Annotated in this window: 27 protein-coding genes; 20 read left to right on the forward strand and 7 right to left on the reverse strand. The window is 66.4% G+C overall.

The annotated features are described in order from the left end of the window. Positions 1-20: 20 nt before the first annotated feature. A complete protein-coding gene (locus tag K32_RS04465) occupies positions 21-1,100 on the forward strand; it encodes an extracellular solute-binding protein (protein ID WP_201402876.1) in 1,080 nt (359 codons plus the stop codon). Between the two features lie 78 nt (positions 1,101-1,178). After that, complete coding sequence (locus K32_RS04470; protein ID WP_201402877.1) at positions 1,179-2,003, forward strand: ABC transporter permease; 825 nt, start codon at positions 1,179-1,181, stop codon at positions 2,001-2,003. Here the strand turns inward: K32_RS04470 and K32_RS04475 are convergent. Then, on the reverse strand, positions 1,978-2,238 hold the full coding sequence (locus K32_RS04475) for a hypothetical protein (protein WP_201402878.1): 261 nt from the start codon (positions 2,236-2,238) through the stop codon (positions 1,978-1,980). The two genes, K32_RS04470 and K32_RS04475, sit on opposite strands and share 26 nt — an antisense overlap. Here K32_RS04475 and K32_RS04480 point away from each other — a divergent pair. The 6 genes from K32_RS04480 to K32_RS04505 are packed head-to-tail and all read left to right on the forward strand — an operon-like array spanning position 2,225 to position 7,771. Continuing rightward, positions 2,225-3,376 carry an extracellular solute-binding protein gene (locus tag K32_RS04480; RefSeq protein ID WP_201402879.1) on the forward strand — a complete coding sequence of 384 codons (1,152 nt, stop codon included), beginning with the start codon at positions 2,225-2,227 and terminating at the stop codon, positions 3,374-3,376. The two genes, K32_RS04475 and K32_RS04480, sit on opposite strands and share 14 nt — an antisense overlap. Then, positions 3,373-4,257: an ABC transporter permease gene (locus K32_RS04485; RefSeq protein WP_201402880.1), complete on the forward strand. Its 885-nt coding sequence runs from the start codon at positions 3,373-3,375 to the stop codon at positions 4,255-4,257. The genes K32_RS04480 and K32_RS04485 overlap by 4 nt, the downstream gene beginning before the upstream one ends. Before the next feature lies 1 nt (position 4,258). Then, complete coding sequence (locus tag K32_RS04490) at positions 4,259-5,083, forward strand: ABC transporter permease (RefSeq protein WP_201402881.1); 825 nt, start codon at positions 4,259-4,261, stop codon at positions 5,081-5,083. A gap of 8 nt (positions 5,084-5,091) precedes the next feature. After that, a complete protein-coding gene (locus tag K32_RS04495; RefSeq protein ID WP_201402882.1) occupies positions 5,092-6,126 on the forward strand; it encodes an ABC transporter ATP-binding protein in 1,035 nt (344 codons plus the stop codon). A 2-nt stretch (positions 6,127-6,128) separates the two neighbouring features. Continuing rightward, positions 6,129-6,965 (forward strand): glycerophosphodiester phosphodiesterase family protein, encoded by an 837-nt coding sequence (locus K32_RS04500; protein WP_201402883.1) that lies wholly within the window; start codon positions 6,129-6,131, stop codon positions 6,963-6,965. Next, entirely contained in the window at positions 6,962-7,771 is an 810-nt protein-coding gene (locus K32_RS04505; RefSeq protein ID WP_201402884.1) for an inositol monophosphatase family protein, read from the forward strand. The genes K32_RS04500 and K32_RS04505 overlap by 4 nt, the downstream gene beginning before the upstream one ends. Before the next feature lie 28 nt (positions 7,772-7,799). Here the strand turns inward: K32_RS04505 and K32_RS04510 are convergent, their stop codons facing one another. Continuing rightward, a complete protein-coding gene (locus K32_RS04510) occupies positions 7,800-8,804 on the reverse strand; it encodes a LacI family DNA-binding transcriptional regulator (RefSeq protein ID WP_201402885.1) in 1,005 nt (334 codons plus the stop codon). Between the two features lie 202 nt (positions 8,805-9,006). Here K32_RS04510 and K32_RS04515 point away from each other — a divergent pair, with 202 nt between their 5' ends. The 5 genes from K32_RS04515 (at position 9,007) to K32_RS04535 (ending at position 15,896) form a co-directional block, all read left to right on the forward strand. Continuing rightward, positions 9,007-10,287, forward strand: coding sequence for a sugar ABC transporter substrate-binding protein (locus K32_RS04515; RefSeq protein WP_201402886.1), 1,281 nt, complete (start codon positions 9,007-9,009; stop codon positions 10,285-10,287). 141 nt (positions 10,288-10,428) lie between these two features. Beyond that, positions 10,429-11,340, forward strand: a complete 912-nt coding sequence (locus tag K32_RS04520; RefSeq protein ID WP_201402887.1) for a carbohydrate ABC transporter permease — start codon at positions 10,429-10,431, stop codon at positions 11,338-11,340. Further along, on the forward strand, positions 11,337-12,188 hold the full coding sequence (locus K32_RS04525) for a carbohydrate ABC transporter permease (RefSeq protein ID WP_201402888.1): 852 nt from the start codon (positions 11,337-11,339) through the stop codon (positions 12,186-12,188). The genes K32_RS04520 and K32_RS04525 overlap by 4 nt, the downstream gene beginning before the upstream one ends. 22 nt (positions 12,189-12,210) lie before the next feature. Further along, a complete protein-coding gene (locus K32_RS04530; RefSeq protein ID WP_201402889.1) occupies positions 12,211-14,793 on the forward strand; it encodes a GH116 family glycosyl-hydrolase in 2,583 nt (860 codons plus the stop codon). Next, positions 14,793-15,896, forward strand: a complete 1,104-nt coding sequence (locus K32_RS04535) for an ABC transporter ATP-binding protein (protein WP_201402890.1) — start codon at positions 14,793-14,795, stop codon at positions 15,894-15,896. Before K32_RS04530 ends, K32_RS04535 begins: the two co-directional genes overlap by 1 nt. Before the next feature lie 25 nt (positions 15,897-15,921). Here K32_RS04535 and K32_RS04540 read toward each other — a convergent pair whose 3' ends face one another. Next, complete coding sequence (locus K32_RS04540; protein ID WP_201402891.1) at positions 15,922-16,668, reverse strand: GntR family transcriptional regulator; 747 nt, start codon at positions 16,666-16,668, stop codon at positions 15,922-15,924. A 248-nt stretch (positions 16,669-16,916) separates the two neighbouring features. On the opposite strand from K32_RS04540, the gene K32_RS04545 reads away from it, so the two are divergent. The 7 genes from K32_RS04545 to K32_RS04575 are packed head-to-tail and all read left to right on the forward strand — an operon-like array spanning position 16,917 to position 22,472. After that, positions 16,917-17,801 (forward strand): carbohydrate kinase family protein, encoded by an 885-nt coding sequence (locus tag K32_RS04545; protein WP_201402892.1) that lies wholly within the window; start codon positions 16,917-16,919, stop codon positions 17,799-17,801. Positions 17,802-17,810: 9 nt separating this feature from the next. Beyond that, entirely contained in the window at positions 17,811-18,656 is an 846-nt protein-coding gene (locus K32_RS04550) for a BtpA/SgcQ family protein (RefSeq protein ID WP_201402893.1), read from the forward strand. Then, positions 18,653-19,387, forward strand: a complete 735-nt coding sequence (locus K32_RS04555; protein WP_201402894.1) for a hypothetical protein — start codon at positions 18,653-18,655, stop codon at positions 19,385-19,387. Before K32_RS04550 ends, K32_RS04555 begins: the two co-directional genes overlap by 4 nt. Before the next feature lies 1 nt (position 19,388). Then, on the forward strand, positions 19,389-19,688 hold the full coding sequence (locus tag K32_RS04560) for a hypothetical protein (RefSeq protein WP_201402895.1): 300 nt from the start codon (positions 19,389-19,391) through the stop codon (positions 19,686-19,688). Beyond that, entirely contained in the window at positions 19,685-20,449 is a 765-nt protein-coding gene (locus tag K32_RS04565) for an ATP-binding cassette domain-containing protein (protein WP_201402896.1), read from the forward strand. The genes K32_RS04560 and K32_RS04565 overlap by 4 nt, the downstream gene beginning before the upstream one ends. Further along, the gene (locus K32_RS04570; protein WP_201402897.1) at positions 20,446-21,480 is read left to right on the forward strand and encodes an ABC transporter permease; all 1,035 of its coding nucleotides are present in this window, start codon (positions 20,446-20,448) and stop codon (positions 21,478-21,480) included. The genes K32_RS04565 and K32_RS04570 overlap by 4 nt, the downstream gene beginning before the upstream one ends. A 38-nt stretch (positions 21,481-21,518) precedes the next feature. Beyond that, complete coding sequence (locus K32_RS04575) at positions 21,519-22,472, forward strand: ABC transporter substrate-binding protein (RefSeq protein ID WP_201402898.1); 954 nt, start codon at positions 21,519-21,521, stop codon at positions 22,470-22,472. Between the two features lie 53 nt (positions 22,473-22,525). Here the strand turns inward: K32_RS04575 and K32_RS04580 are convergent, their stop codons facing one another. Genes K32_RS04580 through K32_RS04595 form a run of 4 tightly spaced genes read right to left on the reverse strand, consistent with a single transcriptional unit; the run spans position 22,526 to position 26,146 of the window. Then, positions 22,526-23,341: an ABC transporter ATP-binding protein gene (locus tag K32_RS04580; RefSeq protein ID WP_201402899.1), complete on the reverse strand. Its 816-nt coding sequence runs from the start codon at positions 23,339-23,341 to the stop codon at positions 22,526-22,528. Next, positions 23,338-24,297: an ABC transporter ATP-binding protein gene (locus K32_RS04585; protein ID WP_244669959.1), complete on the reverse strand. Its 960-nt coding sequence runs from the start codon at positions 24,295-24,297 to the stop codon at positions 23,338-23,340. Before K32_RS04585 ends, K32_RS04580 begins: the two co-directional genes overlap by 4 nt. A gap of 23 nt (positions 24,298-24,320) precedes the next feature. Continuing rightward, positions 24,321-25,202, reverse strand: a complete 882-nt coding sequence (locus K32_RS04590; RefSeq protein WP_201402901.1) for an ABC transporter permease — start codon at positions 25,200-25,202, stop codon at positions 24,321-24,323. After that, entirely contained in the window at positions 25,199-26,146 is a 948-nt protein-coding gene (locus tag K32_RS04595) for an ABC transporter permease (protein ID WP_201402902.1), read from the reverse strand. The genes K32_RS04590 and K32_RS04595 overlap by 4 nt, the downstream gene beginning before the upstream one ends. Positions 26,147-26,156 lie beyond the last annotated feature (10 nt).

Consider the following 26,156-nt stretch of genomic DNA (forward strand, 5'->3'; position numbering starts at 1 on the left):
TCAGCAACAGGGGTATTTCCATGAACAGACGGCAATTCATGACGACCGTGACCGCCGGCGTCATGGCGCTGAGCCTTGGCAGCAGCGCTTTCGCCTTCGAAGGCCCGGAGCTCTACAAGGGCGAGCAGGCGCTCTACGACGCCGCCCTCAAGGAAGGCATCGTCGTCTCCTTCGACACCGGACCGACCTGGGCCAACTGGGCCGGTCAGTTCAAGGCGTTCCAGAAGCGCTATCCGGGCATCGAGATGGTCTACAACGACATCGGCTCGGCCGCGACCGTCGTCACCCTCGACAAGTCGCGCAACCGCCCGCAGGCCGACACCGCCTATTATTTCGCGGCTTCCGCGCTCGATGCCGTCAAGGCCGGCGTCGTCGAGGGATACGAGCCGGTCAATTTCGATCGCCTGCCGGAAGCGCTGCGCGCCAAGGACGGCCAGTGGTTCACCGTCCACACCCTCAGCGTCGCGTTCCTGGTGAACACCAAGCTGGTCAAGAACGTCCCGAAGAGCTGGGCCGATCTGCTGAAGCCCGAATACAAGAACGCGATCGTCTATCAGGATCCGCGCTCCACGGGCCAGGGCCAGGTCGTCACCTTCGCGGCGAGCTTCGGCAATGGCGGCGACATGGAAAACGTCCAGCCCGGCATCGATTATCTCGGCAAGCTCAGCAAGGCCGGCAACGTCCTGCGCACCGTCGGCACGACGCCCTACGCGCAGTTCCTGAAGGGCGAGATCCCGATCTGGATCGGCTATGAAAACGACGGCCTGAAGGCGAAATTCGTCGACGGCATGAAGGACGATATCGCCGTCATCATCCCGCAGGAGGCTTCGGCCGCCGCGCCCTATGCGATCTCGCTGGTCAAGAACGGCCCCAACCCGAACGCCGGCAAGCTCTGGCTCAACTTCATCATGAGCGAAGCCGGCCAGAACATCTTCGCCGAAGGTTATGTCCGCCCCGCCGTCGCGGACATCAAGCTGCCGGAAGCGATCGCCGCGAAGATGCCGGTGGCAGCCCAGATCAAGCCGCTCGATATCGCCAAGGCGACCGCCAAGAAGGCGGAAATCGACGCCGGCTGGGCGAAGGCCGTCCTCGGCCAGTGATCTTCCCAACCCGCCGTCCGCGCCGGTATGGGCGCGGACGGCGTCCCTTCGTGCCGACGTCGTGAGAGGAGAGTTCCGATGGGCGCCCGTGCTTCCAGGCCGATGCTGGCCGCCTTCGCGCTTCCCGGGCTTGTCGTGCTCGCCCTGTTCTTCCTCCTGCCAGTGAGCTCGGTCCTGGTCGGCGCCTTTTCGGATGGCGGCAGTGCCTTCGGACGCCTCGCGGCCGATCCGGTGTTCTGGAACGGCCTCAAGGGAACGCTTGTCATCGGCACCGCCGCCCCGTTGTTTTCGCTCGCGGTCGGTTTCTGCGTCGCCCTGGCGATTTCGCGCATGGCGCAGGGTCTGCGGACGGCCGTCCTCATCGCCATCTCGCTGCCGCTGACCTTTTCCGGCCTGATCGTCGCCTACGGCTTCATCCTGCTTCTGGGGCGATCGGGCTTCATCACGCTGCTTCTCGCCGAGCTCGGCTTCGATCCGGCGGTGACGGGCGGGTTCATCTTCTCGCCGTTCGGTTTGGGCCTCGCCTACAGCTACTATCTCGTCCCCCGCGTCATCCTGATCGTCCTTCCCGCGATCGCCAATTTTGATCGCAACCAGATCGTGGCGGCGCGTTCGCTCGGCGCGAAAGGGGGGAGGGCGCTGGTCGACGTCATGCTGCCGCAGATCCTGCCGAGCCTCGTCGCCGCCTTCTGCCTGACCTCCGCTGTCGCCGTCGGCGCCTATGGCACCGCGCTGGCGCTCGTGGGGACACAGGTCAACATCCTGCCGCTCGTGCTCTACAGCAAGGTCTCCGAAACCGGCACCGACCTGCCTGCCGCGTCTGCCGCCTCCCTCGTGCTCGTCGCGATCTGCGCGACGGTCGTCACGATCGGCGAGGTCATTCGAAGCGCGCGCAAAGGCTGACGCAGGGGCTGCCGAAGGCGGTCACGAAACCGTGCGCGGCCTTGGTTCCTGCGCCGGTGAACAAGCCGGCTGGTGTCATGAAAGCATTATGAGCCGGCACTAGAAACGCGGCCGGTTTGGCGAATGCGCTTGTGAACAGGCCGGCCAGCGTCGGCTTTCGGTTCGTCTGCGACCGGGTCGCGCTTTGCATCTTCACCGCACCGACGAAATCGGAGACAACGATGGACCGCCGCACTTTCCTGATGTCCGCCGCCGGCGCCGCTGCCGGCCTGGCCCTGATGCCCCGCATGGCCTTTGCCGCCAAGGGTACGATCGACTGGTACACGGGCTCGGACGCCAACGTCCTCGACTTCTGGGCCAACACCATCAAGCCCGCCTTTGAAGCCGCCAATCCGGGCATCAAGCTCAACCTCGTCGACGCCGGCGACAATGCGGGCATTCAGGCCATCGCCGAGCGCGCCATCGCCGCCAAGCAGACCGGCACCGACCCGCAGGCCGACTATTTCGAGCACGCCGATCCCAACCTGCCGGCCGGCGCCCTCGATGCCGGCATCTATGTGAACCTGGCCGAGGCCGGCCTCTCCAACTATTCGCGCGTCAACCCGCTCGCCATCACCAGCCCGTTCAGCCTGCCGTATCGCGGTTCGCAGGTCCTGCTCGCCTATGACAGCTCCAAGCTCAAGGCCGCCGACGCGCCGAAGAGCTGGGAAGCGCTGGTCGCCTGGATCAAGGCCAATCCCGGCCAGTTCATCTACAATCGCCCCGACAAGGGCGGCTCGGGCGGCAATTTCGTCCGCCGCGCCATCCATCAGGCGAACGGCCTCGATCCCAAGGCGTTCACCATCGACAACTACAGCGACGACTACGCCGCCAAGACGCTCGGCCGCGCCTGGGAGATCCTGACCGACCTCGCGCCGTCGCTCTACGACAAGGGCGCCTATTCGTCGGGCAACACCCAGTCGCTGCAGCTGCTCTCCCAGGGCGTCGTGACCATGATCCCGGTCTGGTCCGACCAGGTGCTGCAGGCCATTCACCAGGGCGTGCTGCCGGCCGATACCGGTCTCGTCCAGCTTCAGGATCTCGCGCTCTGCGGCGGTTTTTCGCGCGGCGTCGTGCTCTCGAACGGCGTCAACCGCGAAGCAGCCCTGCGGCTCGCCGATTTCATCCTGTCGGAAGAGATCCAGGGCGCCATCCTGACCGAGCTCGGCGGCTTCCCCGGCGTTTCCTGGGACTATATCTCGACCGATCTGCGCAAGCGCTTCGCCGACATCGTCCCGCAGTCCATCCCGACCTTCCCCGAGGGCAAGTGGGAAGCGGCCGTCAATGACGGCTGGTATCGCAACGTCGCTCCGAACGTCGACCGCAAGTCGTGACAGAGGTCGCCCAAGGGGTGGCCCGCCCACGCGTCGATTCCGCAGCGAGCAGGAGGCCGGTAGGCCTCCTGCTCGTCGCCGTTCCGGTTCTCCTGATGATCTGGCTGGTCATCTGGCCGGCCATCAACGCCATCGCCAGCACCATCTGGCGCCCGGACGCCAGTGGCGCATCCCGCTTCGATCTTTCGAGCTATGCCTTCTTCTTTTCGGATCGCTACAGCCTCGACAATCTCGCCGTCACGCTCTGGACGACGCTGATCTCCGCCGTGCTTCTGCTGCTGATCTGCCTGCCGATCGCGCTCTATCTGCGCTTTTCGCGCGGCCGGCTGCCGGCCTATGTCCAGGCGCTCGCCATCCTGCCGATGTTCGTGCCCTCGATCATCCTGGCCTTCGCCTTCATCCGCGTTCTGGGTCCGAACGGCATGGTCGACATCCTGCTGAACGCCGTTGGCCTCCCCAAGATCCGGACGCCCTATCTCACGCCCTGGGGACCCGTCATCGGCCTGGTCTGGGACAATATTCCGCTGACCGTGCTGATCCTGCTCGCCGGTCTCGGCAGTGTCGCCAACCAGTCGATCGAGGCCGCGCGGGATGTGGGGGCGAATGCCCTGCAGGTCTTCTGGCACATCATCCTGCCGCGCATTTCCAATTCCGTCCTCGTGGCGCTTTCCTTCTCGATCCTCGGCATCTTCTCGTCCTTCACGCTTCCCTATCTGCTGGGGCCCGCGTCGCCGGAAATGCTCGGCCCCTTCATGCAGCGCACGCTCCGCGACGTGCACGACCCGGTCGGCGCCATGACCCAGGCGGTCGTCGCCTTCGGCTTCTGCATCGTGTTCGGGCTCTTCTATGTGCGTTCGGTCGCGCGCAACCGGGGCAAGTGAGATGAAGACGCTTGTTTCCCCGCGGCCGCGCATCGACGGGCTCGGCGTCCTGTTCGCAGCCGTCCTCACGCTCGCCATCATCGGTCCTCTGCTCGTCGTCGGCACCTGGGCCTTCACCGAGGTCTGGCGCTATCCCAGCATCATCCCGCAACAGTTCGGGCTCCGGTTCTGGGGCCAGACGCTCGGGCGCGCCGATGTCTGGAGCGCGCTGACGCTGAGCCTCCAGCTCTCGACGGTCGTGACGCTGCTTTCGGCGCTGATCTGTCTTCCGGCTGCCTATGCGTTCGCCCGGATGAAGTTCCCGGGGCGGGACATTCTGTTCTTCTCGTTCCTGGCCGGCCATGCCTTTCCGAAATTCGGGCTGCTGGTCGCGATCGCCGCGATCTTCCTGCAGCTGAACCTCATCGGCTCCTTCTGGGGCGTCGTGCTCATCCAGCTCGTTGGCACGCTGATGTTCATGATCTGGATCCCCGTGGCCGCCTTCCAGGCCGTGGACCGTCGCATGGAGGAGGCCGCCCGCGACGTCGGCGCCAGCCCGTTGCGGGTGTTCTGGTCCATCACGCTTCCCCAGGCCGGGCCGACCATTGCCGCGGCCGTGCTTCTGACCTTCGTCAGCACCTTCTACGAGACCGAGGGCGCCTGGCTCGTCGGCGCGCCGAGCATCCGCACCATGCCCGTGCTGATGATCAGTTTCATCAACAACCAGATGGTCATCCAGTTCGGCGCGGTCCTCTCCGTCCTGCTCTGGGTGCCCTCGTTCATCGCTCTCATGTTCGCCCGTCGCGTCATCGGCGGCGGCGCGTTCGCGCGTGGTTTCGGCGGCTAGGAATTCGCATGTCCGTACTCAACATCGCCCAGATCACGAAGACCTATTCCGGCGGCACCCGGGCCGTCGACAGCTTCTCGCTCGACGTCGCGGATGGCGAGCTCGTCTGCCTCCTCGGCCCCTCCGGTTCGGGCAAGTCGACGCTTCTGCGCATGGTCGGCGGCTTCGAGCAGCCGACCGGCGGTCGCATCACCATCGACGGCGAAGACGTCACCCGTCTGCCGCCGGAGCGCCGGCCGACCGGCATGGTGTTCCAGAGCCACGCGCTCTGGACCCATATGAACGTGTTCCGCAACCTCGCCTTCGGCCTCAAGCTGCGCCGGATGCCGGCGCCCCGGATCCAGGAGAAGGTCGAGGCCGTGCTCGAGCTGGTGGGGCTCGCCGGCTATGGCAACCGCATGACCAGCCAGCTTTCGGGCGGCCAGCAGCAACGCGTGGCGCTGGCCCGTTCGCTGGTGCTCGAGCCCAAGATCCTTCTGCTCGACGAGCCCTTCGCCAGCCTCGACCAGCATCTTCGCGAGCGGCTGCGCGAAGAGGTGCGCGATATCCAGCAGCGCCTCGGCATCACCACCCTGTTCGTCACCCACGGCCAGGACGAGGCCCTTTCCATGGCCGATCGCATCGTCGTCATGGCAGATGGCAAGACCGAGCAGATCGACCGCCCCGATGTCGTCTATCGCGATCCGCAGACACCGTTCGTCGCCGGCTTTATCGGCACCATGAACCTAATCGAAGGCGAGGTTCTGGACGGAAGCTTCGTCCGCGCCGACCTTGTCGTGCCGCTTCCGGTTTCCGACGGTCCTGCTACGCTTGCGATCCGCCCCGAAGCGCTCGACCTCGCGGCCTCGGAGACGCCGAAGGCCAGCGTGCATCGGGTCACCGACTATGGCTCGCATGGCCTTGTCGATCTCGATCTCCGCGACGGGACGCGGCTCAAATCCATGGTGGCCCATCCCGATCTGTTCCGGGCCGGGCAGGGGGTCGAGCTTCTGCCGCGCGCCGTCGCTCTCTACCGCAACAACCAGCAGATCTACCGGAGCTGAACGTGACCGTGCCCATCCTGATCGAGCGCGAAGGCCACCGCACCTGGCTCAAATGGCATCGCGGCCGCCGCCGCGCCTCTGATCCGGCCTTTACCGGAGAGCGCATCCTCGAGGCCATGCGCCTCGGCGCCAGCGTCGAGGTCGACCTCGTCATTCATGCCGAGGGCGGCTGCGCGATCCTGCACGATTTGACGCTCGAGCGGGAAACCACCGGTTCCGGGAAGGTGCGCGATATAGGCGCCACCGCTCTGCGCGAACTCCACCTGCGCGACAATGACGGCAACCCCATCGCGGAAAAGGTGAGGCTACTCGAGGATCTCTGCGCCCTGCTGGCTCGGGAAGGCATCCATCCCGACGCGCTTCTCCAGCTCGACTTCAAGGAGGACCGGCAGGCGCTCACCCCGGAGGTCGTCGAAAGCTTCGGCGCCAGCGCCACGCCGATCGCCGGATCGCTGATCCTGTCGGGCGGCGATTTCGAGGCCATCGCCATGCTGGCCGCAGCCGCCCCCGGCATCGCGACCGGTTTTGATCCCTGCTACGACGGCGCGCTCGCCGACCTTCAGGCACGCGGAAACTATCTCGATTTCATCCGAGAGGCGCTCGCCACGGCGCCGGACGCAGGGATGATCTATCTCGACTACGAGATTGTCCTGGCCGCCGAGGATGCCGGTGTCGATATCATCGCGCCGATCCACGCCGCCGGCCGCCGCGTCGACGCCTGGACGATCGGGGGGACCGACCCGCTCGCGATTGCCCAGGTCGAGCGTCTGCTGCGGCTCCGCGTCGACCAGATCACCACAGACGACCCGGAAGGGCTTGCTGAGGCCTTCCGCTCATGACCGTCGATTACGCCACCGTCCTCGACCACATGGTCGCCACCGCCCGCGAGGCGGGCGCGTTGACGCTGGAGCATTTCCAGCGCTTCCGCGATATCGAGATCGGCATCAAGGGCCCCGGCGACTTCGTTTCCGATGCGGACCGGGACTCCGAGACGCTGATCCGCGAGCGCCTGCTCGGCCGCTATCCCTGGGGTCTCACCGGCGAGGAATTCGCGCCTGTCGAGGGTTCGGACGACGACCACCGTTGGCTGGTCGACCCGATCGACGGCACCACCAATTTCCTCTTCGGCCAGCACTACACCATCACGATCGCGCTGCGTCGCGGCAACGAGACGATCTGCGGGCTGGTCTACAATCCCGTCGCCGACGAGATGTTCACGGCGATGAAAGGCGAGGGCGCCTATCTCAACCGCGTGCGCCAGCGGGTCAGCGCCAGCACCGATGTCGCCCTGATGTGCGTCGGCACGGGCCTGCCCACGCCCAACCTCTCGCTGTATCCGGGCGCCTATCAGCGCCTCGACGAAATCCGCGCGCCCATCGGCGCGGTCCGCGTCGTCGGCAGCGCCGCCAATTCCTGCGCCTATGTCGCCTGCGGCCGGCTCACCGGCTATTACGAGGAAACCGGCTTCATCGACACGGCGGCCGGCATTCTCCTCGTCCAGGAGGCGGGCGGCATCGTCACCGACTGGTGGGGTCGCGGACCGGAAGTGTACGAGAAGACCGGCACGCTGATCGTCGCCAATCCCGCCACCCACGCCTACCTCCTCGAACGCCTGCGCGACGTTCCGCCGAAGGATCCCGCGTAGACCCACATGAAAGGTCGCCGGCGAGACATCAAATCTGCCGGCAGCTTTCGCGGATGATCAGTTCCGGCTGGAAGACCTCGACGGCGCCGCTCGGCTGCGCCTTGCTGGTGATCTCGTTCAGCAATTGCTTGATGGCGCTCTGCGCCATGTCCGCGATCGGCGCCGCGATCACGGTCGGCGGCGGGTTCATGATGTTGGCGAAGTAGAAATCGTCGATGCCGATCACCGAGACGTCGGCCGGCACCCGGAGCTGCAATTCGCGGAGCGCGTTCAATACGCCCAGCATCATCATGTTGGAGAGCGCAAAGATCGCGGTCGGCGGCTCGGGCGCGCGCATCAGGGCCAGCGTGCTGTCATGCGCGACGGCCTGGTCGAACTGGCCGTCGATCAGCAGGCGCTGTTCGACTGGCACGCCATGGGCGGCGTGGGCGTCGAGATAGCCCTGAAGCCGGTCCTCGCCTGTGACGACATTGGGGCGGCCGGTGGTGACGGCGATGCGGCGGTGGCCGAGTTCGAACAGATAGTCGATGGCGAGGCGCGCGGCACGCACGTTGTCGAGCTTCACCACGTCATAGGGCAGACCGGCGATGAAGCTGTCGAGCAGGATCGTCGGCACGTGGATCTGCTCGGCGAGGCTGGCGCCGTGCTCTGCGTCCGAGCGGGTGGGGATGATGATCAGGCCGGCGACGCGCTGGGCCCGCATCATGGTGAGGATTTGACGCTCCCGGTCGAAATCCTCGTTGGTCGAATAGACGGCGGCCATGTATCCGGCCTGCAGGCAGGCGGATTCGACCACGCGCGCGACATTGGCGAAGTGCGGATTGGTGATATCGGGCAGGATGAGGCCGACCAGTCGCGACTGGCCGATCCGGAGGCTCTGCGCCGCGCCATGCGGCACGTAGCCGATCTCGCGCACCGCCTTCCGGACCTTCTCGATAACCTCGTCGCTCACCGGCGCCGACCGGTTGATGGCCGCCGATGCGGTCGAAATGGCGACGCCAGCCCGCCGCGCAACATCCTTGATGGTAGCCAAGCTTCCTCCAGCCCCGTCGTCGCCCACTTGTCAAACGGGCCACGACATGCACTATACGAAACGTTTCGTGCAGGCAAATTTCTAGGACGCGGTTTGGGGAGGAGCCCATCCGCGTTTTTTCGGGGAGGGCACACGAAACGTTTCGACCGGAAATCCGGCGAGACAACAACGACGCTGGGGACGGCGCAAAGGGAGGACATCCATGCATATGCTTTCACGGCGCAGCCTGCTGCTGTCGACGGCGGCTGTGGCCGTCGGCGCGAGCCTCGGTTTCGGACCGGCTTTCGCTCAGTCGGACGTGACGGCGACGCTCAAGCTCCAGGGCTTTGGCGGCGATGCGGAGCTGAGCGCCATCACCAACGCGATCGCGCGCTTCAACAAGAAATATCCGAACGTCACGGTCGAGCTGGAGATGGACGCCATCGCCAATGGCTGGGGCGACTATGTGACCAAGGTGCTCGGCCAGTTCAACGCCGGCGCCGCCGCCGATGTCTACGGCACCGCCATCGAGACCTTCCAGGCGTTCTCGTCGCGCAATCTCTGGATGGGGCTGGACGACTTCGTCCAAGCCAATTCCGGATTCTCGGACTTTGCGCCGAGCCTGTTCAAGCAGGGTTCCTACAACGGGGTGATCCACTACATCCCGATTGGCTGGAACAACATCATGATCAACTACAACCGGGACCTGTTCGACAAGGCCGGCGTCGCCTATCCGGCCGACGGCAAATGGACCTGGGACGAGTTCCGCAAGGTCGCCAAGGCGCTGACCGTCAAGGACGCGTCCGGGACGGTTGTCCAGTTCGGCTATGAAGTACCGAACCAGAACTTCTTCGTGCAGCCCTGGTTCTTCTCCAACGGCACCGCCATCCTCAACGATGACTGGTCCGCCTCGAACATGCTGGACCCCAAGGTCTCGGAAACGCTGCAGTTCCTCTACGACCTGATCCATGTCGACGGCGTCTCGCCCATTCCGGGCAGCGGCGCGCCGATGGACAGCCAGTTCTTCGCCGGCCAGGTCGCCATGATCAGCCGTGGCCACTGGATCGTGCAGGGCGCCAAGAACAACAAGGTCAACATGGACATCGCCATTCCGCCGAGCAAGGAAAGCGATACCACCGTGATCGGCTTCGGCGGCTACGCCATCAACAAGAATACCGCCAATGCGGACCTTGCCAAGGCGCTGGTGCTCGAGCTGACGAGCGAAGAGACGCAGAAGGAAGAGGGCGAGAAGGGCGGCGGCGTGCCGGGCCGCAAGTCCGCCGCCTCGACCGAGGCGTTCCTGAGCTTCCCGCCCTCGGCCGCGCTCTACTACCAGACCCTGCCGCATACCAAGGCCGTGCCTTCGCCGGCTAACTTCCAGGAAGTCGAGAAGATCTTCATCCGCCACTACACCGCGATGATGGCGGGCGAGATCTCGATCGCCGACGGCGTCAAGGCGGCCGATGCCGAGCTGGCCGCTTCGTTCGCCCGGCTGAAACAGTAGCGGCGGGCTCCGCCTCCGACATCCTCCGACCGGTCCGGGCGCGCCTCTCCACGGGCGCAGCCCGGACACCCATCACGGAACGCCGCCCCCGGGGTCATCCCCGTGCGGGAGGCTGCCCTATAGCCTTGCTTGGAACTCTCCATGGCCGCCAGTCTCGCCGCCCGCCGTTCCTCCTCCGACCTCCGCCGGGCGCAGGCGCGCACCGCCTATCTGTTCGTGCTGCCCACGACGGTCCTCTATGTGACCTTCGTGCTGGCGCCGGTGGTGGTTACCTGCATCCTCGCCTTCGCCCATTTCGACCCCATGATGGGATCGCGCTGGGTCGGCTTCGACAATTTCGTGCGCTTCTTCTCCGATCGCCGCTCGCTGCAGATCCTCTGGAACACGCTGCGCTTCACCTTCTTCGCGGTGACCTTCAACGTGTCGATCGGGCTGATGCTGGCGATCGCGCTCAACCGGGCGATGCCGGGCTGGCTGCTCTATTTCTTCCGCCTGTCGTTCTTCCTGCCGGTGATCATCGCGGCGGCCTTCGTCTCGATCGTCTGGAGCTATCTCTACGGCGATGATCTCGGCGTCATAAACTACTACCTCCGCGTCATCGGATTGCCGGGTGTGCGCTGGCTGACCGACGCCAATCAGGCGATGACGTCGATCATCATCATGGATGTCTGGAAGAACACCGGCTTCTTCATGATCATCTTCATCGCCGCGCTGCAGGGCGTTCCGAAGACGATCCTCGAGGCGGCGGTGATGGACGGGACGCCGGCATGGCGGCAGTTCTTCCGCATTACCCTGCCTTACATCTCGCCGGTCGTGTTCTTCTGCATCGTCTACGCCTCGATCGGCGCGCTGCAGGTGTTCGAGTCGATCGTCATCCTGACCCATGGCGGGCCGGGCGACGCCACGCGCTCGCTGTCCATCCTCATCGTCGAGGAAGGCTTCGGCAGCTTCCAGATCGGCTACGCCGCCGCGATCTCGGTCGTCATGACGGTGCTGATCCTTGTCATCACCGCCGCGCAGCAGATCCTCTCCCGCCGCTGGGTGCAGCAATGAATTCGATGATGCAGACGCGCGCCGCCAAGCGCTGGATCGACTGGGCCATCATCGCCAGCATGGTGCTGCTCGCCTTCTTCATGCTGCTGCCGTTCCTGTGGCTGTTCTCGATGTCGTTCCGCTCGGTCGCGGACGCCTACAAGATGCCGCCGAGCTTCCTGCCGCCCAGCCTCGATTTTTCCAACTATTGGGCGGTGATGACGTCGAAGGTGCCGTTCCTGAAGATCTACGCCAATTCGGTGATGATCGCGCTGATCGTCACCGTCGGCCAGATGATCACCTGCACGCTCGCCGCCTTCGCCTTCGCCCGCCTCCAGTTCCGCGGCCGCAATGCGCTGTTCTTCGCGCTTTTGGTCGGGCTGATGTTCCCGGCCCAGGTGACGATCCTGCCGATCTATCTCGGCTATGCCCGCATCGGCTTGATCAACAAGCCGATCGGCCTCGCGCTCATGTATCTCACCTCGAGCTTCGGGGTGTTCCTGATGCGCCAGTTCATGATCAGCCAGCCGAAGGCGCTGGAGGAGGCGGCGCTGATGGACGGCGCCGGCTATCTGAAGATCTTCTGGCGCATTTCGCTGCCCCAGTTGCGGCCGGCCCTCTCGGCGCTCGGCATCATCACCTTCACCCAGACCTGGAACTATTACTTCCAGGCCAAGGTACTGCTCGGCAAGCAGGACCAGATGACGCTGCCGCTCGCGATGGATGTCCTGCGCGGCTACATGGGCGCCGGCAATCTCGCTGTTGTCATGGCGGCCATGAGCATGTCGATCCTGCCGGTCGTGCTGCTTTTCCTCATTGCCCAGAAATTCGTGATCGAAGGCATCACGATGAGCGGCATCAAGAACTAGAACCTCCAGGGAAATGAACCGAATGTGGGAAGATCTCGCTTCCATCGATACGCGTTTTCACTATGCCGGCGAACGTAGCCGCTATCTGGCCTTTCCGCTCGGCGGCATCGGCTCGGGAGGCCTCTCCATCTCCGGCAGCGGCCGGCTGGTCGACTGGTCGATCCGCAATCGTCCGGCCCTGCAGGGCTATAACGGCTACTCGCATTTCGCCATCAAGGCGGAGAGGGCGGGCGAACTGGTCGATGCCCGCGTGCTCAACGGCCCCTATGATCTCAATCCGTCGGGCGCGCCGGGAATCCGCAAGATGTTCGACGGCTTCGGTCATGGCGCCAATCGGCAGACCCTGGTCGGCGTGCCGCATTTCAAATCCGTCGATTTCTATGGCCGCTTTCCGACCGCCGACCTGGTCTTTACCGATGAGCAGTTTCCCGGCGGCGTCCGCCTGACGGCGCTCTCGCCGTTCATTCCGCATGAGGATCGCGATTCCTCGATGCCGGTGGCGATGTTCGCCTTCGAGATCGTCAACGATACGGCCGACGAGCTGACCTACACGCTCGCCGGAACGCTCGGCAATCATGGCTCGAACAGCGGCCGGCACACCTTCCGCCAGCAGGACGGCATCAGCTCGATGCATCTGACCTCGACCGACGAGGATCTGCCGGAGACGGCGCGGGGCGATCTCACCATCGCGACCGATGCCCTCGACGTCGACCATACCGACCACCACTATCGCGGCCAGTGGTTCGACGATCTCGCCGTCTACTGGAAGGAGTTCGCCCGTCCCGGCCGGTTGCCGAAACGGCATTATGACGAGCCGCGGACGAGCCGGCATATGAGCCAGCAACCCGAGCACGCGACGCTCGGCGCGCGGGTCACGATCCCCGCCGGCGGCCGCGAGACCGTGCGCTTCGTCATCTCGTGGAGCTTCCCCAAGGGCGACGTCTACTGGGCGTTCCGCGCCAAGCCCGATGGCGTGATCCCCGATCGCCCGACGCCGAGCTGGACCAATTATTACGCGACCCAGTGGGCGGATTCGACGGCGAGCGCCACCGATGCGCTGAAGCGCTGGGACGAACTCGCCGATGCGACGATCGCGTTTCGCGATGCGCTATTCGGCACCACGCTGCCGGCCGAGGTGAAGGACGCGGCCAGCGCGACGCTGGCCCTGCTGCGCACCGCCACCGTCATCCGCCTCGAGCATGGCGAGCTCTGGGCCTGGGAGGGCCAGCATACACATGACGGATCCTGCGAGGGGAGCTGCACCCACGTGTGGAACTACCAGCAGGCGCTGCCGCATCTCTTTCCGGCCATCGAGCGCACGCTGCGCGAGACCGAGCTTGCCTACAACATGCTGCCGACCGGCGGCCTGACCTTCCGCCAGAAGCTGCCGCTCGGCTCCGGCTTCGACATCATCGGCCCCTGCGCCGACGGCCATTTCGGCGCCGTCATCAAGACCTATCGCGAGTGGAAGCTCGCCGGCGACACCGAGTGGCTGCGTCGGCAATGGCCGCGATTGAAGCGCGCCGTCGAATATGCGTGGAGCCCGGAAAACCCGGACCGCTGGGATCCGGACGAGACCGGCATTCTTTCGGGTCGCCAGCACCAGACGCTCGACATGGAATTGTTCGGACCCAATTCCTGGCTCGGCTCCATGTATGTCGCGGCGCTGCTCGCGGCGGCCGAGATGGCGGCGTCCATGGGCGATGCGGAATTCTCCGAGAAGACCGCGCGCCTCGGCAAAGCCGGCGCCGACTACATCAACGACGAATTGTTCAACGGCCGCTGGTTCATCCAGAAGGTCGATCTCTCCGACCAGTCCGTCCTCGTGCCGTTCGATGTCGGCCGCACGGCCGGCGTGCTCGCCGACGGGTTCATGGAAACCTACTGGTCCGAGGAATTCTCCGAGCTCAAATACCAGATGGGCGAGGGCTGCATCTCCGACCAGATCCTCGGCCAGTGGCATGCCGAAGTCGCCGGCCTTGGGGCGTTCCTCGACGGCGACAAGGTCCGGACGGCGCTGCGCTCCGTGCACGCCAACAATTTCCTGCCGTCGCTCGACGACCATTTCAATCCCTGTCGCAACTATGCCTATGAGGACGAGGCCGGGCTCTTGATCGCCACCTATCCGGAGGGCATCCGCCAGCCGATGGTCGCGGCCCCCTATGCCGAGGAGGTCTGGACCGGCATCGAATACATGTCGGCCTCGCACCTGATCATGCACGGCCTCGTCGAGGAGGGCCTCGACATCGTCCGCGCAGCCCGCAACCGCCATGACGGCGCCCGTCGCAACCCGTGGAACGACATCGAATGCGGCTCCTACTACGCGCGCTCGATGTCGGCCTGGCAGCTCGTCAATGCCTTTTCGGGTCTTGCCGCCGATTTCGTCGCGGGAACGCTCGGCTTCGCGCCGAAGGGAAGCGGCGACTACCGCCTGTTCTGGTCCGCCGGCAAGGGCTTCGGAACCTTGACGAAGACGGGCGAGACGCTCACGCTTTCGGTCGAAGGCGGCTCGCTCGATGCCCGGGAGGTCCAGGTCGACGGGCGCCGGCATTCCGGGCCCGTAGCGCTCGGAGCGGGGGAGAGCCTCGTGCTGCAGGTGTCCTGATGGCTGCGATCGAACTCAAATCGGTCACCAAGAGCTTCCAGGGCCTCGACGTCATCCACGGCATCGATCTCGCCATCAAGGACGGTTCGTTCACCGTCTTTGTCGGCCCGTCGGGCTGCGGCAAGTCCACGCTGCTGCGGATGATGGCGGGCCTCGAGGAGGTGACGGGCGGGGAGGTCCATATCGACGGGACGCGCTGCGACCATCTCCTGCCGTCCGCCCGCGGCATGGCGATGGTGTTCCAGTCCTACGCGCTCTATCCGCATATGACGGTCGAGGCCAATCTGCGGTTCGGGCTCGAGAACCACAAGCTCCCCAAGGCCGAGATCGACGCCCGCGTCGCCAAGGCCGCCGGCATCCTGCAGATCGGGCATCTCCTGGCGCGCCGGCCGAGCCAGCTTTCGGGCGGGCAGAGCCAGCGCGTCGCCATTGGCCGCGCCATCGTCAAGGAGCCGAAGGCCTTCCTGTTCGACGAGCCGTTGAGCAATCTTGACGCCGAACTCCGGGTCAAGATGCGCGGCGAACTGATCAGCCTGCACAAGCGCCTGAAATCGACGATGATCTATGTCACGCACGACCAGGTCGAGGCCATGACCATGGCCGACGAGATCGTCGTGCTGCATGACGGCCGCGTTGAGCAGGTAGGCTCGCCGCTCGAGCTCTATGCGCGGCCCCGCAACCTGTTCGTCGCGCGGTTCCTCGGCGCCCCGCCGATGAATCTGCTGAAGGGCACGATCCGGCGGGACGGCAACGCGCTGGCCGTGCATCTCGGCGAGGGCACGGCGATCCCGCTTCCCGGCCGCGACGTAGCGCTCGCCGATGGCAGCGCGGTGACGCTGGGCATCCGGCCCGAGCATGCGCAGCCCGCCGTCGACGGGATCGAGATCCGCATCGAGAATGCCGAGATCCTCGGTTCGCAGACCATCCTCCATGCGACGCTGAAATCCGGCGAGTCGTTCACCGCCGCGCTTTCCGGCATCCGGGCGGCCCGGTCGGGCGACGTCCTGCGCATGGGCTTCGGCGCGGATTTCGTCCACCTCTTCGACGAGGCGGGCCAGACGATCGGCGCCACCGACGACTGGCGAGCGGCCTATCTGATCTAGGCCACGGCCCAAAAGCGGCCGATCGCTATAGCTCGACGCGGAAGCGGTAGCGGTCGGCCCGATAGGTCACCACGGCGAACTCGACCGGCATGCCGGCGGCGGATTTCGCGATGCGGGTGACCACCAGCACGGCCGAGGCGGGCTCGACGTCGAGCAGGCGCGCGATCTCGTCGCTTGCCAGATTGGCCTCGATGAACTCGACGCCGCCCGAGATCTCGACCTCGAGATTCTCGCGCAGCCACGCATAGAGCGATCCGCCGGCCAGTTGCCCCTCGGTCGGCGGCTCGACGCTGCCGAAGAGATCCGGACGGATCCACGAGACCGAATAGCCCATCAGCCGGTCGTTCGCCCGGAGCAGGCGGTCCGAGCGGAACGGCTTGTCGGACGAGGCGAGGCCCAACGCATGCGCGACCTCGCCGCTGGCCTGCTCCCAGCCGGCCGAAAGGACGGCGAAGGAAGGCTTCAGCCCGCGCAGCAGCATGTCTTCGGTGAAGCCGCGGATCTGGTTGACCGGCTGGTCGACCCGGCCGCCGAGCACGATCGACCCGACGCCGGAGCGGCGCGTGATCAACCCTTCCTGCACCAGCTTGTTCAGCGCCGAGCGCGCGGTGGTGCGGCTGACGTCGAACACATCGTTCAGATGCGCCTCGGTCGGCATGACGTCGCCGGCCTGGAATTCGCCCTCGACGATCGACTGCCTGAGGATGTTGGCGATCTGAAACCACTTCGGCGCGCCGTCGTCCGAAAGTCGTGTCGCGTCCCAGCCCATCATATCCCGCCAAATGTCATGACAATTGCCTGATTTATCATCCCGGACAGCGGGACGGCAAGGGCATCGCGGCCGCTCATTCCGCGACGTGGCAAAATGAGAGACCTCCCGGACGCAGCGTTGCCCTGGATTTAGTCCAAATGATCAAATTATAGCCAATTCATTCTTCAGCGCATTTTTTGCGCAATACCCGCTTGCTCAAATGTAATGACAAAGTTACAAATCAAACCATCGCATGGGAGGACGCCTTGGTGCACTACCTTTTTGTCGGCGATATCAGCCTGGATCTGAGCCTGCAGGCGCCGCACATGCCGGCGCCGGACGAGAAGGTGCACTGCACCGCCTCGACCGAGGGCATGGGTGGCGTCGTCACCAACACGGCCGTCGCCTTCTCCCGCGCCGGCGGCGACGCGGCGCTCGCCATCCAGCTCGGCGACGACCACGCCTCCGTCCAGGTGCGCCACGAGCTCGAGGCGATGCGCCTCGATCTCAGGCCGGCGATCGTGCCGGGCGGGCTCTGCCGCGTCGTGACGATGATCGAGCCGCATGGCGAGAAGCGGCTGCTGCTCTATCCGGGCGTCTCGATCTATCCCGACGACGCCGCGGTTCAGGCGCTCCGCCTCGACGACGTCGCCCATCTCCACACCGCCTGCTTCGGCCCGGCCGCCCCGGCGCTGGTCGCGCGGGCGCGGCAGGCCGGCATCCGCTGGTCGATCGACCTGGAGCCGGCGAGTTTTCAGGGCGGCATCGCCACTCTGGCTCCGGTTCTGGACGGCGCCCGTGTCGTCTTCGTCAACGACCGCGCCGCCGATGTGATCGGCCGCGATCCGATCGCCCGCCTGCGTGATCTTGGTGTCGGCGATGTGGTGCGGACGCGCGGCCCCCTCGGCGCCGAGCTCTACCTTGAGACGGGCGAGATGCTGTACGCGCCGCCGCCCAAGGGCCTCGACATCGTCGACACGACCGGCGCGGGCGATTGCCTCGCCGGCTGGTTCCTCGCCGGCCTCGCCGCCGGCTGGCGCATCGACATCGTGCTGGCGCGCGCCGTGCGCGCCGCGTCGATCGCCTGCACCCGGGTCGGCGCGCAGACCGCCTACCCGACGCTTTCCGAACTCGAAATTCACGAACAGGACTGAAGAGGTAAAATGTCTCCCCCCATCGTGATGCCGGCCAAGCCGAGCGCCCTCGAAACCCATTTCGACAAGAAGAAGCCGATCATCGGCGTCGTGCATCTGCGCGCGCTCCCCGGCGCGCCCCGCTATGAGGGCGAGGCGATGCGCGACATCATCGCCGCGGCGCTGCGCGACGCGCGCACGCTCGCCGATGGCGGCATCGACGGCATCATGGTCGAGAACGCCAGCGACATGCCGTTCTCCCGCCCCGAGCATATCGGCTTCGAGACCGTGGCCGCGCTCTCGGTCGTCTGCCAGGAGATCCGCAACGCCGTCAGCGCGCCGATCGGCATCACCTGCGTGGCGAACGGCGCCATTCCCGGCCTCGCCGTCGCCAAGGCGGTCGGTGCGCGATGGGTACGCGTCAACCAGTGGGTCAATGCCTATGTCGCCAATGAGGGCTTCCTGAACGGCCCGGCCGCCGAGGCGCTGCGCTACCGCGCGCAGATCGGCGCCAAGGATGTTTCCATCTTCGCCGACGTGCATGTGAAGTTCGGCGCCCACGCCATCACCGGCGACCGCTCGATCACCGAGCAGGCGACCGATGCCGAATGGTTTGACGCCGACGTGCTGATCGCCACCGGCACCCGCACCGGCTCGCCGACCCAGCCCGAAGAAGTGGCCGAAGTCCGCGCCGGCACCAATTTGCCTGTCATCGTCGGCTCCGGCCTGTCGCCCGAGCAGGTGCCGAGCCTGATGCCGGTCGCCGACGGCGCCATCGTCGGGCAATGGCTGAAAGTGGATTCGCGCTGGTGGAACCCGGTCGACCCCGTCCGCGTCGAGCGACTGATGAACGCGGTCGAAAAGGCGCGGACATGACCAGCCTCACCGGAGATACCGACGTCTTCGCGTCGGCGTCGTCAGGCGCGTCGCCCAGGGCCTCGGTGATGTTCGTCGCGACGCGTCAGGACGAGCTGCCCGGCGTCTATGGCGAAGAGCACCGCCGCGCCATCCTGGCCGTGCTCGACGAACTCGCCGCCGAGGGCTGGACGCTGTCGCTGCGCCGCGTCTTCGATCCAGAGGCCCCCAACGTGGCGCGGGCGCTCGACACCGGCTTCACCCACACGCACGACATCGCCGGCGTGTTCGAGGCGCCCGACCTCGAGAGCGCGCTCGCCGGGACCATCCGGCTCGAAAAGGCCGGCTGGGCGCGGGCCTTCCGGACGGAATGGCTGATGGGCGTCAAGGAATTCGCGCCCGTCCTGGGCAAGGGCGCGCTTACCGATCACGGCTGGTCCTTCCTGGCGCTCTGGGAATGGAACGACCAGTGGTGCGAGGCGACGCCGGACGAGCGCACCGAATACGACTTCGAGTGCGACATCGCCTTCAAGGGCGACCTGGCGCTCGGCGTCAACATCGCCGGCCGCCACCGCATGGACTGGTCGCATTCCTGGCACCATCTCGGCGCCTGGGAGATCGACGGCCCCGACACCGCCGACGCCGCCATCCGCGGCCACGAGCGCGTGGCCGACTTCAAGTTCACCACATCGCGTCACATCGTGGGCCGCCTCGCGCCGCTCGCGGACCTGATCGCTCCGAGGCACGGCTGACATGACCCAATCCGTCTGGATCCACTATTCCCGCCCGCGTCCGCACTGGTACCTGCTGGACGACCAGGAGAAGCAGGCGCTCGCCGACGCCTGGCAGGCCGTCCGCGATGGCGCGAAGGCCGGCGGCGCCGAGTTCCACGGCCGCTTCCACATCCGCGGCCAGCACGACTTCCAGGAAGTCGAGATCTGGAAGTTCGCCGGCACCACCGAGGCGTTCAACCATTGGCAGGCGCTCTGCGCAGCGCGCTACAACGAGTTCTACGCCTTCTCGAACAATATCGGCCTGGAAACGGGCACATGAGCGCGCCGCTGCTGGAAGCGACCGGCATCCGGCGCACATTCGGCCATGTGCAGGCCCTGAAAGGCGCCGATTTCCGGGTCATGCCGGGCGAGATCGTCGCGCTGATCGGCGACAACGGCGCTGGCAAGTCGACCCTCGTCAAGATCCTCTCCGGCGCCGACAGGCCGGACGAGGGCACGCTCCGGGTCGAGGGAAGGGCGGTGACCTTCACCTCGCCGCTCGACGCGCAGGCATGCGGCATCGCCACGGTCTACCAGGACCTGGCGCTCGCCCCCGACCTGACGCCGGCCGACAATCTCTTCCTCGGCCGGGAGCTCACCCGCAGCGGCCTTCTCGGCAAACTCGGCTTCCTCGACCGTCGCACCATGCAGCGTCAGGCGGTCGACCAGTTCGCCAAGCTCGGCGTCCAGCTGAAGTCGCAGCGCGTGTCGATCGCCTCGCTCTCGGGTGGCCAGCAGCAATCCGTCGCCATCGCCCGCGCGGCGATGTGGGCGAGCAAGCTCGTCATCCTCGACGAGCCGACCGCCGCGCTCGGCGTGGTCCAGACGCAGCGCGTGCTCGACCTCTGCCGCCGCGTCCGCGACGCCGGAACCTCCGTCGTCCTGATCAGCCACAACATGCCCCAGGTTCTGGAGGTCGCCGACCGCGTGCACGTGCTGCGCCTCGGCCAGACGGTCGCCGACCTCCGCGCCGCCGAGGCGAGCGTCGAGGACCTGGTGCGCGAAATGACCAGCGGGCAAGCCAAGGAGCTGGCAGCATGAGCAACGAACTCGCCATCTCCCCCGTCGAGACCACGGAGGACCGCCTGCTGCGGCTGGTCGCCGGCGGCTGGATCTTCCTCCTGCTGCTGGCCCTGATCGCGATCTTCCTGGTGCTGAAGCCGGCCCAGTTCGGCTCCGGCTACAATGTGCAGCAGCTCTTCATCAACGCGGCCATCCTGCTGGTGCTGGCCGTCGGCCAGACCTATGTCGTGATCACGTCGGGCATCGACCTCTCGGTCGGCTCGGTGCTGGTCTTCGCCTCGGTCGTCTCGGCCAAGCTGATGCTGCTCCTTTCCGGCGCCGGCGGCACCACTTACGGCACCACCGCCGCCGGCTGGGACATCATCGCGATCGGCACGGTCGCGGCGCTGCTGGTCGGCGCTGCCTGGGGCGCCTTCAACGGCATCCTGATCGCCGTGACCAAGATCCCGCCGCTCATCGTCACGCTCGGCACCATGGGCATGGCGCTCGGCGGGGCGCAGATCCTGTCCGGCGGCGTCGACGTCCGCGCCATGCCGGAACTGCTGGTCACCCATGTCGGCTCCGGCCGCATCCTCGGCATCCCGGTGCTGGTCGTGATCGCCGCCGTCACCGTCATCATCGCCGGCATCGTGCTGCACCTGACCCGCTTCGGCATGCATGTCTTCGCGGTCGGCTCCAACGCCGAGGCGAGCCGCCGCAGCGGCATCCCGACGACGGCGCGGCTGATCCAGGTCTACGCGATCTCGGGGCTCATGGCCGGCATCGCCGCCGTCATGTCCAACGCCCGCTTCTCGACCACCACCATCAATGGCCACGCCATGGACAACCTCGCCACCATCTCGGCGGTGGTGCTCGGCGGCACCAGCCTTTTCGGCGGCGTCGGCAGCGTGTTCGGCACGGTCGTGGGCGTCTTCATTCCCATCATCCTGCTCAATGGCTTCGTCATCCTCGGCATTCCGCCGTTCTGGCAGACGGTCGCCATGGGTGGCGTGCTGATCCTCGCCGTCTGGATCGACCAACTGAAGCGACGGCTTCGCAAACGGGGCTAGCGCCACGCACGCTCCGCAATACCAAAGGGGAATAAACAATGACAAAGACGATCGTTTCGGCGGCGGTAGGCCTCGTGCTGACCTCGCTCTCGGCCTCAGGCGCCTTCGCCCAGGATGCCAACACCGTGGCCCTCGTGCTCGGCTCGAGCGGTAGCCCGTTCTACCAGGCCATGCAGTGCGGCGCGCAGGCCCGCGCCAAGGAACTCGGCCTGTCTCTCACGGTCTCGGCGGCCGACCAGTTCGCCGCCGACGCGCAGATTCCGGTGGTCAACGCCGTGACGGCGAGCGCCCCCAAGGTCGCCGCCATCGTGCCGACCGACATGCAGGCGCTGATCCCGCCGATGCGTGAGCTGGCCGGGCGCGGCACGCAGGTGATCACGGTCGACCAGACCATCTCCGACCCCTCGATCCTGAAGACCCAGGTTCTGACCGACAACAAGGCCGGCGGCGGCATGGCGGCCGACGCGCTGGCGGCGCTGATCGGCAAGAAGGGCAAGGTGCTTGTGATCACCCAGCCGCCGGGCTCGCTGGCCCAGGACGCGCGCGAGGCCGGCTTCGCCGCGACGCTCGCCGCGAAGTATCCGGACATCCAGTATCTCGGCCCGCAGTACCAGTCGAACGATCCGCAGCGCGCCGCCGAGATCGTCACCTCGACGCTCTCCGCGCATCCGGACCTCGCCGGCGTGTTCTCGACCAACGACCAGGGCGCAATCGGCGCGATCACGGGCCTCCGCCAGGCCGGCGCGGTCGGCAAGGTGAAGATGGTGGCCTATGACGCCGCCAGCGCCGAGGTCGCCGCGCTGAAGAACGGAGAGCTGCAGGGCCTGATCGCCCAGAGCCCGAGCCAGCAGGGCGCCGTCGCGATGGACATCGCCGCGAAGCTGATCGCCGGCCAGGCCGTCGAGCCGGTCACCATGGCCGAGATCGTCGCCATCGGCGCCGACCAGCCGGAACTCGCCGACAAGTACGAATACGTCGCCGGCTGCATGTAGCCTCTCCGTGGCCGCCCAACTCCCGGGGCGGCCACCTTTCTCTCCGCGATTGGTCAGGCCGTTTGGCGACCCATATGCGGCACCGCGTCCAGCAGCTGTTTCGTGTAGGGGTGGAAGGGCGGCGCGTAGACGTCTTCCGTCGCGCCGATCTCGCAGAGCGCGCCATGCCGCAGGACGGCGACGCGGTCCGCCAGCCACCGCACCACGGCGAGATCGTGCGAAATGAAGAGGATCGCGATGCCCTGGTCGCGTTGCAGCGAGCGCAGCAATTCGATGATTTCCGCCTGCACGGAGACATCGAGCGCCGACAGGATTTCGTCGCAGACGAGAACCTTCGGCTGAGCCGCCAGCGCGCGCGCGATCGCCACGCGCTGGCGCTCGCCGCCCGATAGCTGGCGCGGGTAGCGCGATGCATAGTCACCGCTCAAACGCACGTCGGCGAGCAGCGCATCGACTTTCGAACGCACGGTCGCGCTATCGAGACGGTGGAAGGCCCGGATCGCCCGGCTGAGGATGAAGCCGACCGAATGCCGGGGGTTCAAGGAAGCGTCCGGATTCTGGAATACGATCTGGATGTCGCGCTTGAGATCCTGGCTTCGCCTCTCGATCGGGATGTTGATGTCCCGCCCGCCAAATCGGATCGTTCCCTTGCGGGCCGTCACAAGGCCGCTGATGGCGCGGGCGATCGTCGACTTGCCGCTGCCGCTTTCACCCACCAGCGCCAGCGTCTCGCCTCTGACCAGGTCGAAGGAGATGTCGCGCACGGAGGCCGCTGGCTCGCGCCGGCCGAGCGCCGCGAGCCAGCCGCGGCCCGGATAGGCGATCTCGACGCCGCACAGGGCAAGCAGTGGTTCCGCTTCTGCGCTCATGCGCTCGCTCCAAGCTCGCGCCAGCGGGAGCAGGCGACCGAATGGTCCGGCGCTACGGTCTCGAGGTGCTGGACGATCGCTGCGCAGGCATCGACTGCGGAGGGGCAGCGCGGCGCGAACCGGCAGCCTTCGCCCAGCGCGTCGCGCCGCAAGATGCCTTTCAGCGCCGCGCGCCTGTCCGGCGGACGGTCGAGGCGCGGTACCGACGCCATCAGCCCGCGCGTATAGGGGCTTCGCGCTCCGTTCAGAAGCTGTTCGCTCGTGCCGATCTCGACCAGTTCGCCCGCATACATGATGCCGACGCGGTCGCAGAGGCTGAAGAGCGCGCCGAGATCATGGCTGATGTAGAGGAGGGCCGAACCGATCCGCGTGCGCAGATCGGCGAGCAGGCGGAGGATCCGCGCCTGCGTCGTGACGTCGAGGCCGGTCGTCGGCTCGTCGAGGATGATCAGGCTGGGCTCGCAGGCGATCGCCATGGCGATGACGACGCGCTGCTGCTGGCCGCCGCTCAACTGGTGCGGAAACCGCTCGGCGATCACGGCGGGATCCGGTAGGCCGACGGAGTCGAGAAGCTCCACGACGCGGGCCTGCACGCCGTTCGGCGGACGAATGCCATGAAAGCGCAGAACTTCCGCCACCTGGCGCCCGACCGACATCGCCGGAGAGAGGCTGGTGGTGGGGTTCTGCGGGACGAAGCCGATCTCCCTGCCGCGCAGGGCGCGCAGCTCGGAAGGCGGAAGGTCGAGAATGTTCCGGCCCGCGAAGGTTACGCGACCGGCGCGGATACGGCTTCCCGCGCGCAGATAGGCGAGCAGCGCGTAGCCGACGGTCGACTTGCCCGAGCCGGACTCGCCCGCGAGCCCGAGGATCTCGCCGCGCCGGATCTCGAAGCTCACGCCGGTCACCGCGTTCGACCAGCGCGACTTCGACCCGTAGTCGACGGCGAGGCCGTCCACCTGCAACAACGAACGATCCTGGGTCACACGCGTGGCCTCGAGGAGAGGCCGGTGCCGATCCGGCCGGCGATCGCGTCGGTCACCAGGTTCAGGGAGACGACGAGGATTGCCATCGCCGCGGCCGGCGCCAGCACCGGCCAGAGCGATACGCTGATGGTGCTGCGGCCCTCATTGATCATCACGCCCCATTCCGGCGTCGGCGGCGGCGCGCCGAAGCCCAGGAAGCCGAGCGCGCCGATGAAGACGATGATGAAGCCGGAGCGGACCGCGAACTCGACCAGGATCGTGCCAAGCACGTTCGGAAGCAGCTCGACGAAGACCATGGAGAACGGCGGGACGCCGCGCGTAACGGCGGAAGTGATGTAGTCCTCCGAGACGATGGCCAGCGTCGCGGCTCGCACGACGCGGGCGATGCGCGGCACGTTGATGAACGCCACGGTGACAACCACGAGCACGGCCGTGTTTCCCGCAGCGCTCAGGATGAGCATGCCCAGAATGAGCGTCGGCACGCTGATCAGCGCATCGAGCCCGCGCATGAGCAACTGGTCGAACCATCCGCCGAGATAGGCCGCGAAGAGACCGAGGGTTGCCCCGATCGAAACGGCGAGCAGGGCGGCGGAGATCGACATGATCAGTACCGGCCGGCTGCCGAGCACGACGCGGCTGAACACGTCGCGCCCGAGCGAGTCGGTGCCGAGAAGATGGTCGGCACCGGGCGGCGCGAGCGGCATCCCCACCATCACGGCGGAGGGATCGTAGGGCGCCCAGAGCGGCGCGGTGAGCGCGACGACCACATAGGCGAGAACGATGAAGGCGGCGACCAGCGCCGGCGGCTCGATCGACCTGAGCTCCCGCAGCATAGTGCCGAACCAGCTCGCTCCCGATGGCAGGAATGCGCTGCTCATCGGCGCGTCCGCAGCTTCGGGTTGAGCGCCATGATCGACACGTCCGCCAGGAGGTTGGCGAGCACGTAGACCGCGCAGAGCAGCATGACGATCGCCTGGATGACGGGCGTGTCCTTGTAGCGGATGGAATTGACCAGCAGCCGTCCGAGCCCGTCGAAATTGAAGACGGTCTCGACGAGCACGATGCTGCCGATCAGCCAGGCGATGTTGAGCGCCAGCACATTGAGAGCCGGTCCGAGCGCGTTCGGCAGCGCGTGCCAGCCCATGATCCGCCAGTTGGGCAGCCCCTTGAGGCGCGCCAGCTGGATGTAGTCGGAATCGAGGATCTGGATCAGGCTCTCGCGCATCAGCCGCACCGAATAGGCCGACATCGCCGCCGTCAGCGTCAGAACCGGCAGGAAAAGCATCCGGACGAGGTCGCCGAAACCCTGGGCCGTATCGAGAAGGGCGAGCGCCGGGAACAGGTTCAGCGTCACGGCGAACAGGGAGACCAGAAAGATCGCGATGACGAATTCCGGGATGCACATGCCGAGGAGCACGAAGACCGTGAGCCCGACGTCGACGGCCGTGCCGCGATAGACGGCGGTCAAAAGCGCCAGAGCCAGACTGACCGGCACATAGAGAACCAGCGCGAACGCGGCCAGAATGGCGGAGTTCTGGACGCGGCCCGCGACATAGTTGGCGACCGGCTGACCCGCGATCATGGAGGTGCCGAGATCGCCTCGGAGCAGGCCGCTGATCCAGGCCAGGTAGCGGGCGAGCGCCGAATGGTTGAGGCCGAACTGCTCCCGGAGCACGGCCAAGCCCTCGGTCGTCGCATCCTGGCCGAGCACGCGCTCGGCCGCGTCGCCGGGGAGCAGGTCCACCAGCCAGAAGACGAGGATCGAGACGAGCAGCAGGCTGAGCAGCGACAGCGCAGCCTGGATCGCGATGTGACGCGTCATGTGCCAGCCG

Origin of the sequence: Kaistia sp. 32K (assembly GCF_016629525.1) — a bacterium.
GTDB lineage: Bacteria > Pseudomonadota > Alphaproteobacteria > Rhizobiales > Kaistiaceae > Kaistia.

Excerpts from the sequence above, each read along its gene's own strand:
- K32_RS04575 (WP_201402898.1), top strand. The coding sequence starts at position 21,519 with ATGACAAAGACGATCGTTTCGGCGGCGGTAGGCCTCGTGCTGACCTCG.
- K32_RS04470 (WP_201402877.1), top strand. The coding sequence starts at position 1,179 with ATGGGCGCCCGTGCTTCCAGGCCGATGCTGGCCGCCTTCGCGCTTCCC.
- K32_RS04555 (WP_201402894.1), top strand. The coding sequence starts at position 18,653 with ATGACCAGCCTCACCGGAGATACCGACGTCTTCGCGTCGGCGTCGTCA.
- K32_RS04595 (WP_201402902.1), bottom strand. The coding sequence starts at position 26,146 with ATGACGCGTCACATCGCGATCCAGGCTGCGCTGTCGCTGCTCAGCCTG.
- K32_RS04495 (WP_201402882.1), top strand. The coding sequence starts at position 5,092 with ATGTCCGTACTCAACATCGCCCAGATCACGAAGACCTATTCCGGCGGC.
- K32_RS04480 (WP_201402879.1), top strand. The coding sequence starts at position 2,225 with ATGGACCGCCGCACTTTCCTGATGTCCGCCGCCGGCGCCGCTGCCGGC.
- K32_RS04490 (WP_201402881.1), top strand. The coding sequence starts at position 4,259 with ATGAAGACGCTTGTTTCCCCGCGGCCGCGCATCGACGGGCTCGGCGTC.
- K32_RS04525 (WP_201402888.1), top strand. The coding sequence starts at position 11,337 with ATGAATTCGATGATGCAGACGCGCGCCGCCAAGCGCTGGATCGACTGG.
- K32_RS04515 (WP_201402886.1), top strand. The coding sequence starts at position 9,007 with ATGCATATGCTTTCACGGCGCAGCCTGCTGCTGTCGACGGCGGCTGTG.
- K32_RS04520 (WP_201402887.1), top strand. The coding sequence starts at position 10,429 with ATGGCCGCCAGTCTCGCCGCCCGCCGTTCCTCCTCCGACCTCCGCCGG.
- K32_RS04535 (WP_201402890.1), top strand. The coding sequence starts at position 14,793 with ATGGCTGCGATCGAACTCAAATCGGTCACCAAGAGCTTCCAGGGCCTC.
- K32_RS04540 (WP_201402891.1), bottom strand. The coding sequence starts at position 16,668 with ATGATGGGCTGGGACGCGACACGACTTTCGGACGACGGCGCGCCGAAG.
- K32_RS04530 (WP_201402889.1), top strand. The coding sequence starts at position 12,211 with ATGTGGGAAGATCTCGCTTCCATCGATACGCGTTTTCACTATGCCGGC.
- K32_RS04590 (WP_201402901.1), bottom strand. The coding sequence starts at position 25,202 with ATGAGCAGCGCATTCCTGCCATCGGGAGCGAGCTGGTTCGGCACTATG.
- K32_RS04505 (WP_201402884.1), top strand. The coding sequence starts at position 6,962 with ATGACCGTCGATTACGCCACCGTCCTCGACCACATGGTCGCCACCGCC.
- K32_RS04560 (WP_201402895.1), top strand. The coding sequence starts at position 19,389 with ATGACCCAATCCGTCTGGATCCACTATTCCCGCCCGCGTCCGCACTGG.
- K32_RS04580 (WP_201402899.1), bottom strand. The coding sequence starts at position 23,341 with ATGAGCGCAGAAGCGGAACCACTGCTTGCCCTGTGCGGCGTCGAGATC.
- K32_RS04550 (WP_201402893.1), top strand. The coding sequence starts at position 17,811 with ATGTCTCCCCCCATCGTGATGCCGGCCAAGCCGAGCGCCCTCGAAACC.
- K32_RS04565 (WP_201402896.1), top strand. The coding sequence starts at position 19,685 with ATGAGCGCGCCGCTGCTGGAAGCGACCGGCATCCGGCGCACATTCGGC.
- K32_RS04570 (WP_201402897.1), top strand. The coding sequence starts at position 20,446 with ATGAGCAACGAACTCGCCATCTCCCCCGTCGAGACCACGGAGGACCGC.
- K32_RS04465 (WP_201402876.1), top strand. The coding sequence starts at position 21 with ATGAACAGACGGCAATTCATGACGACCGTGACCGCCGGCGTCATGGCG.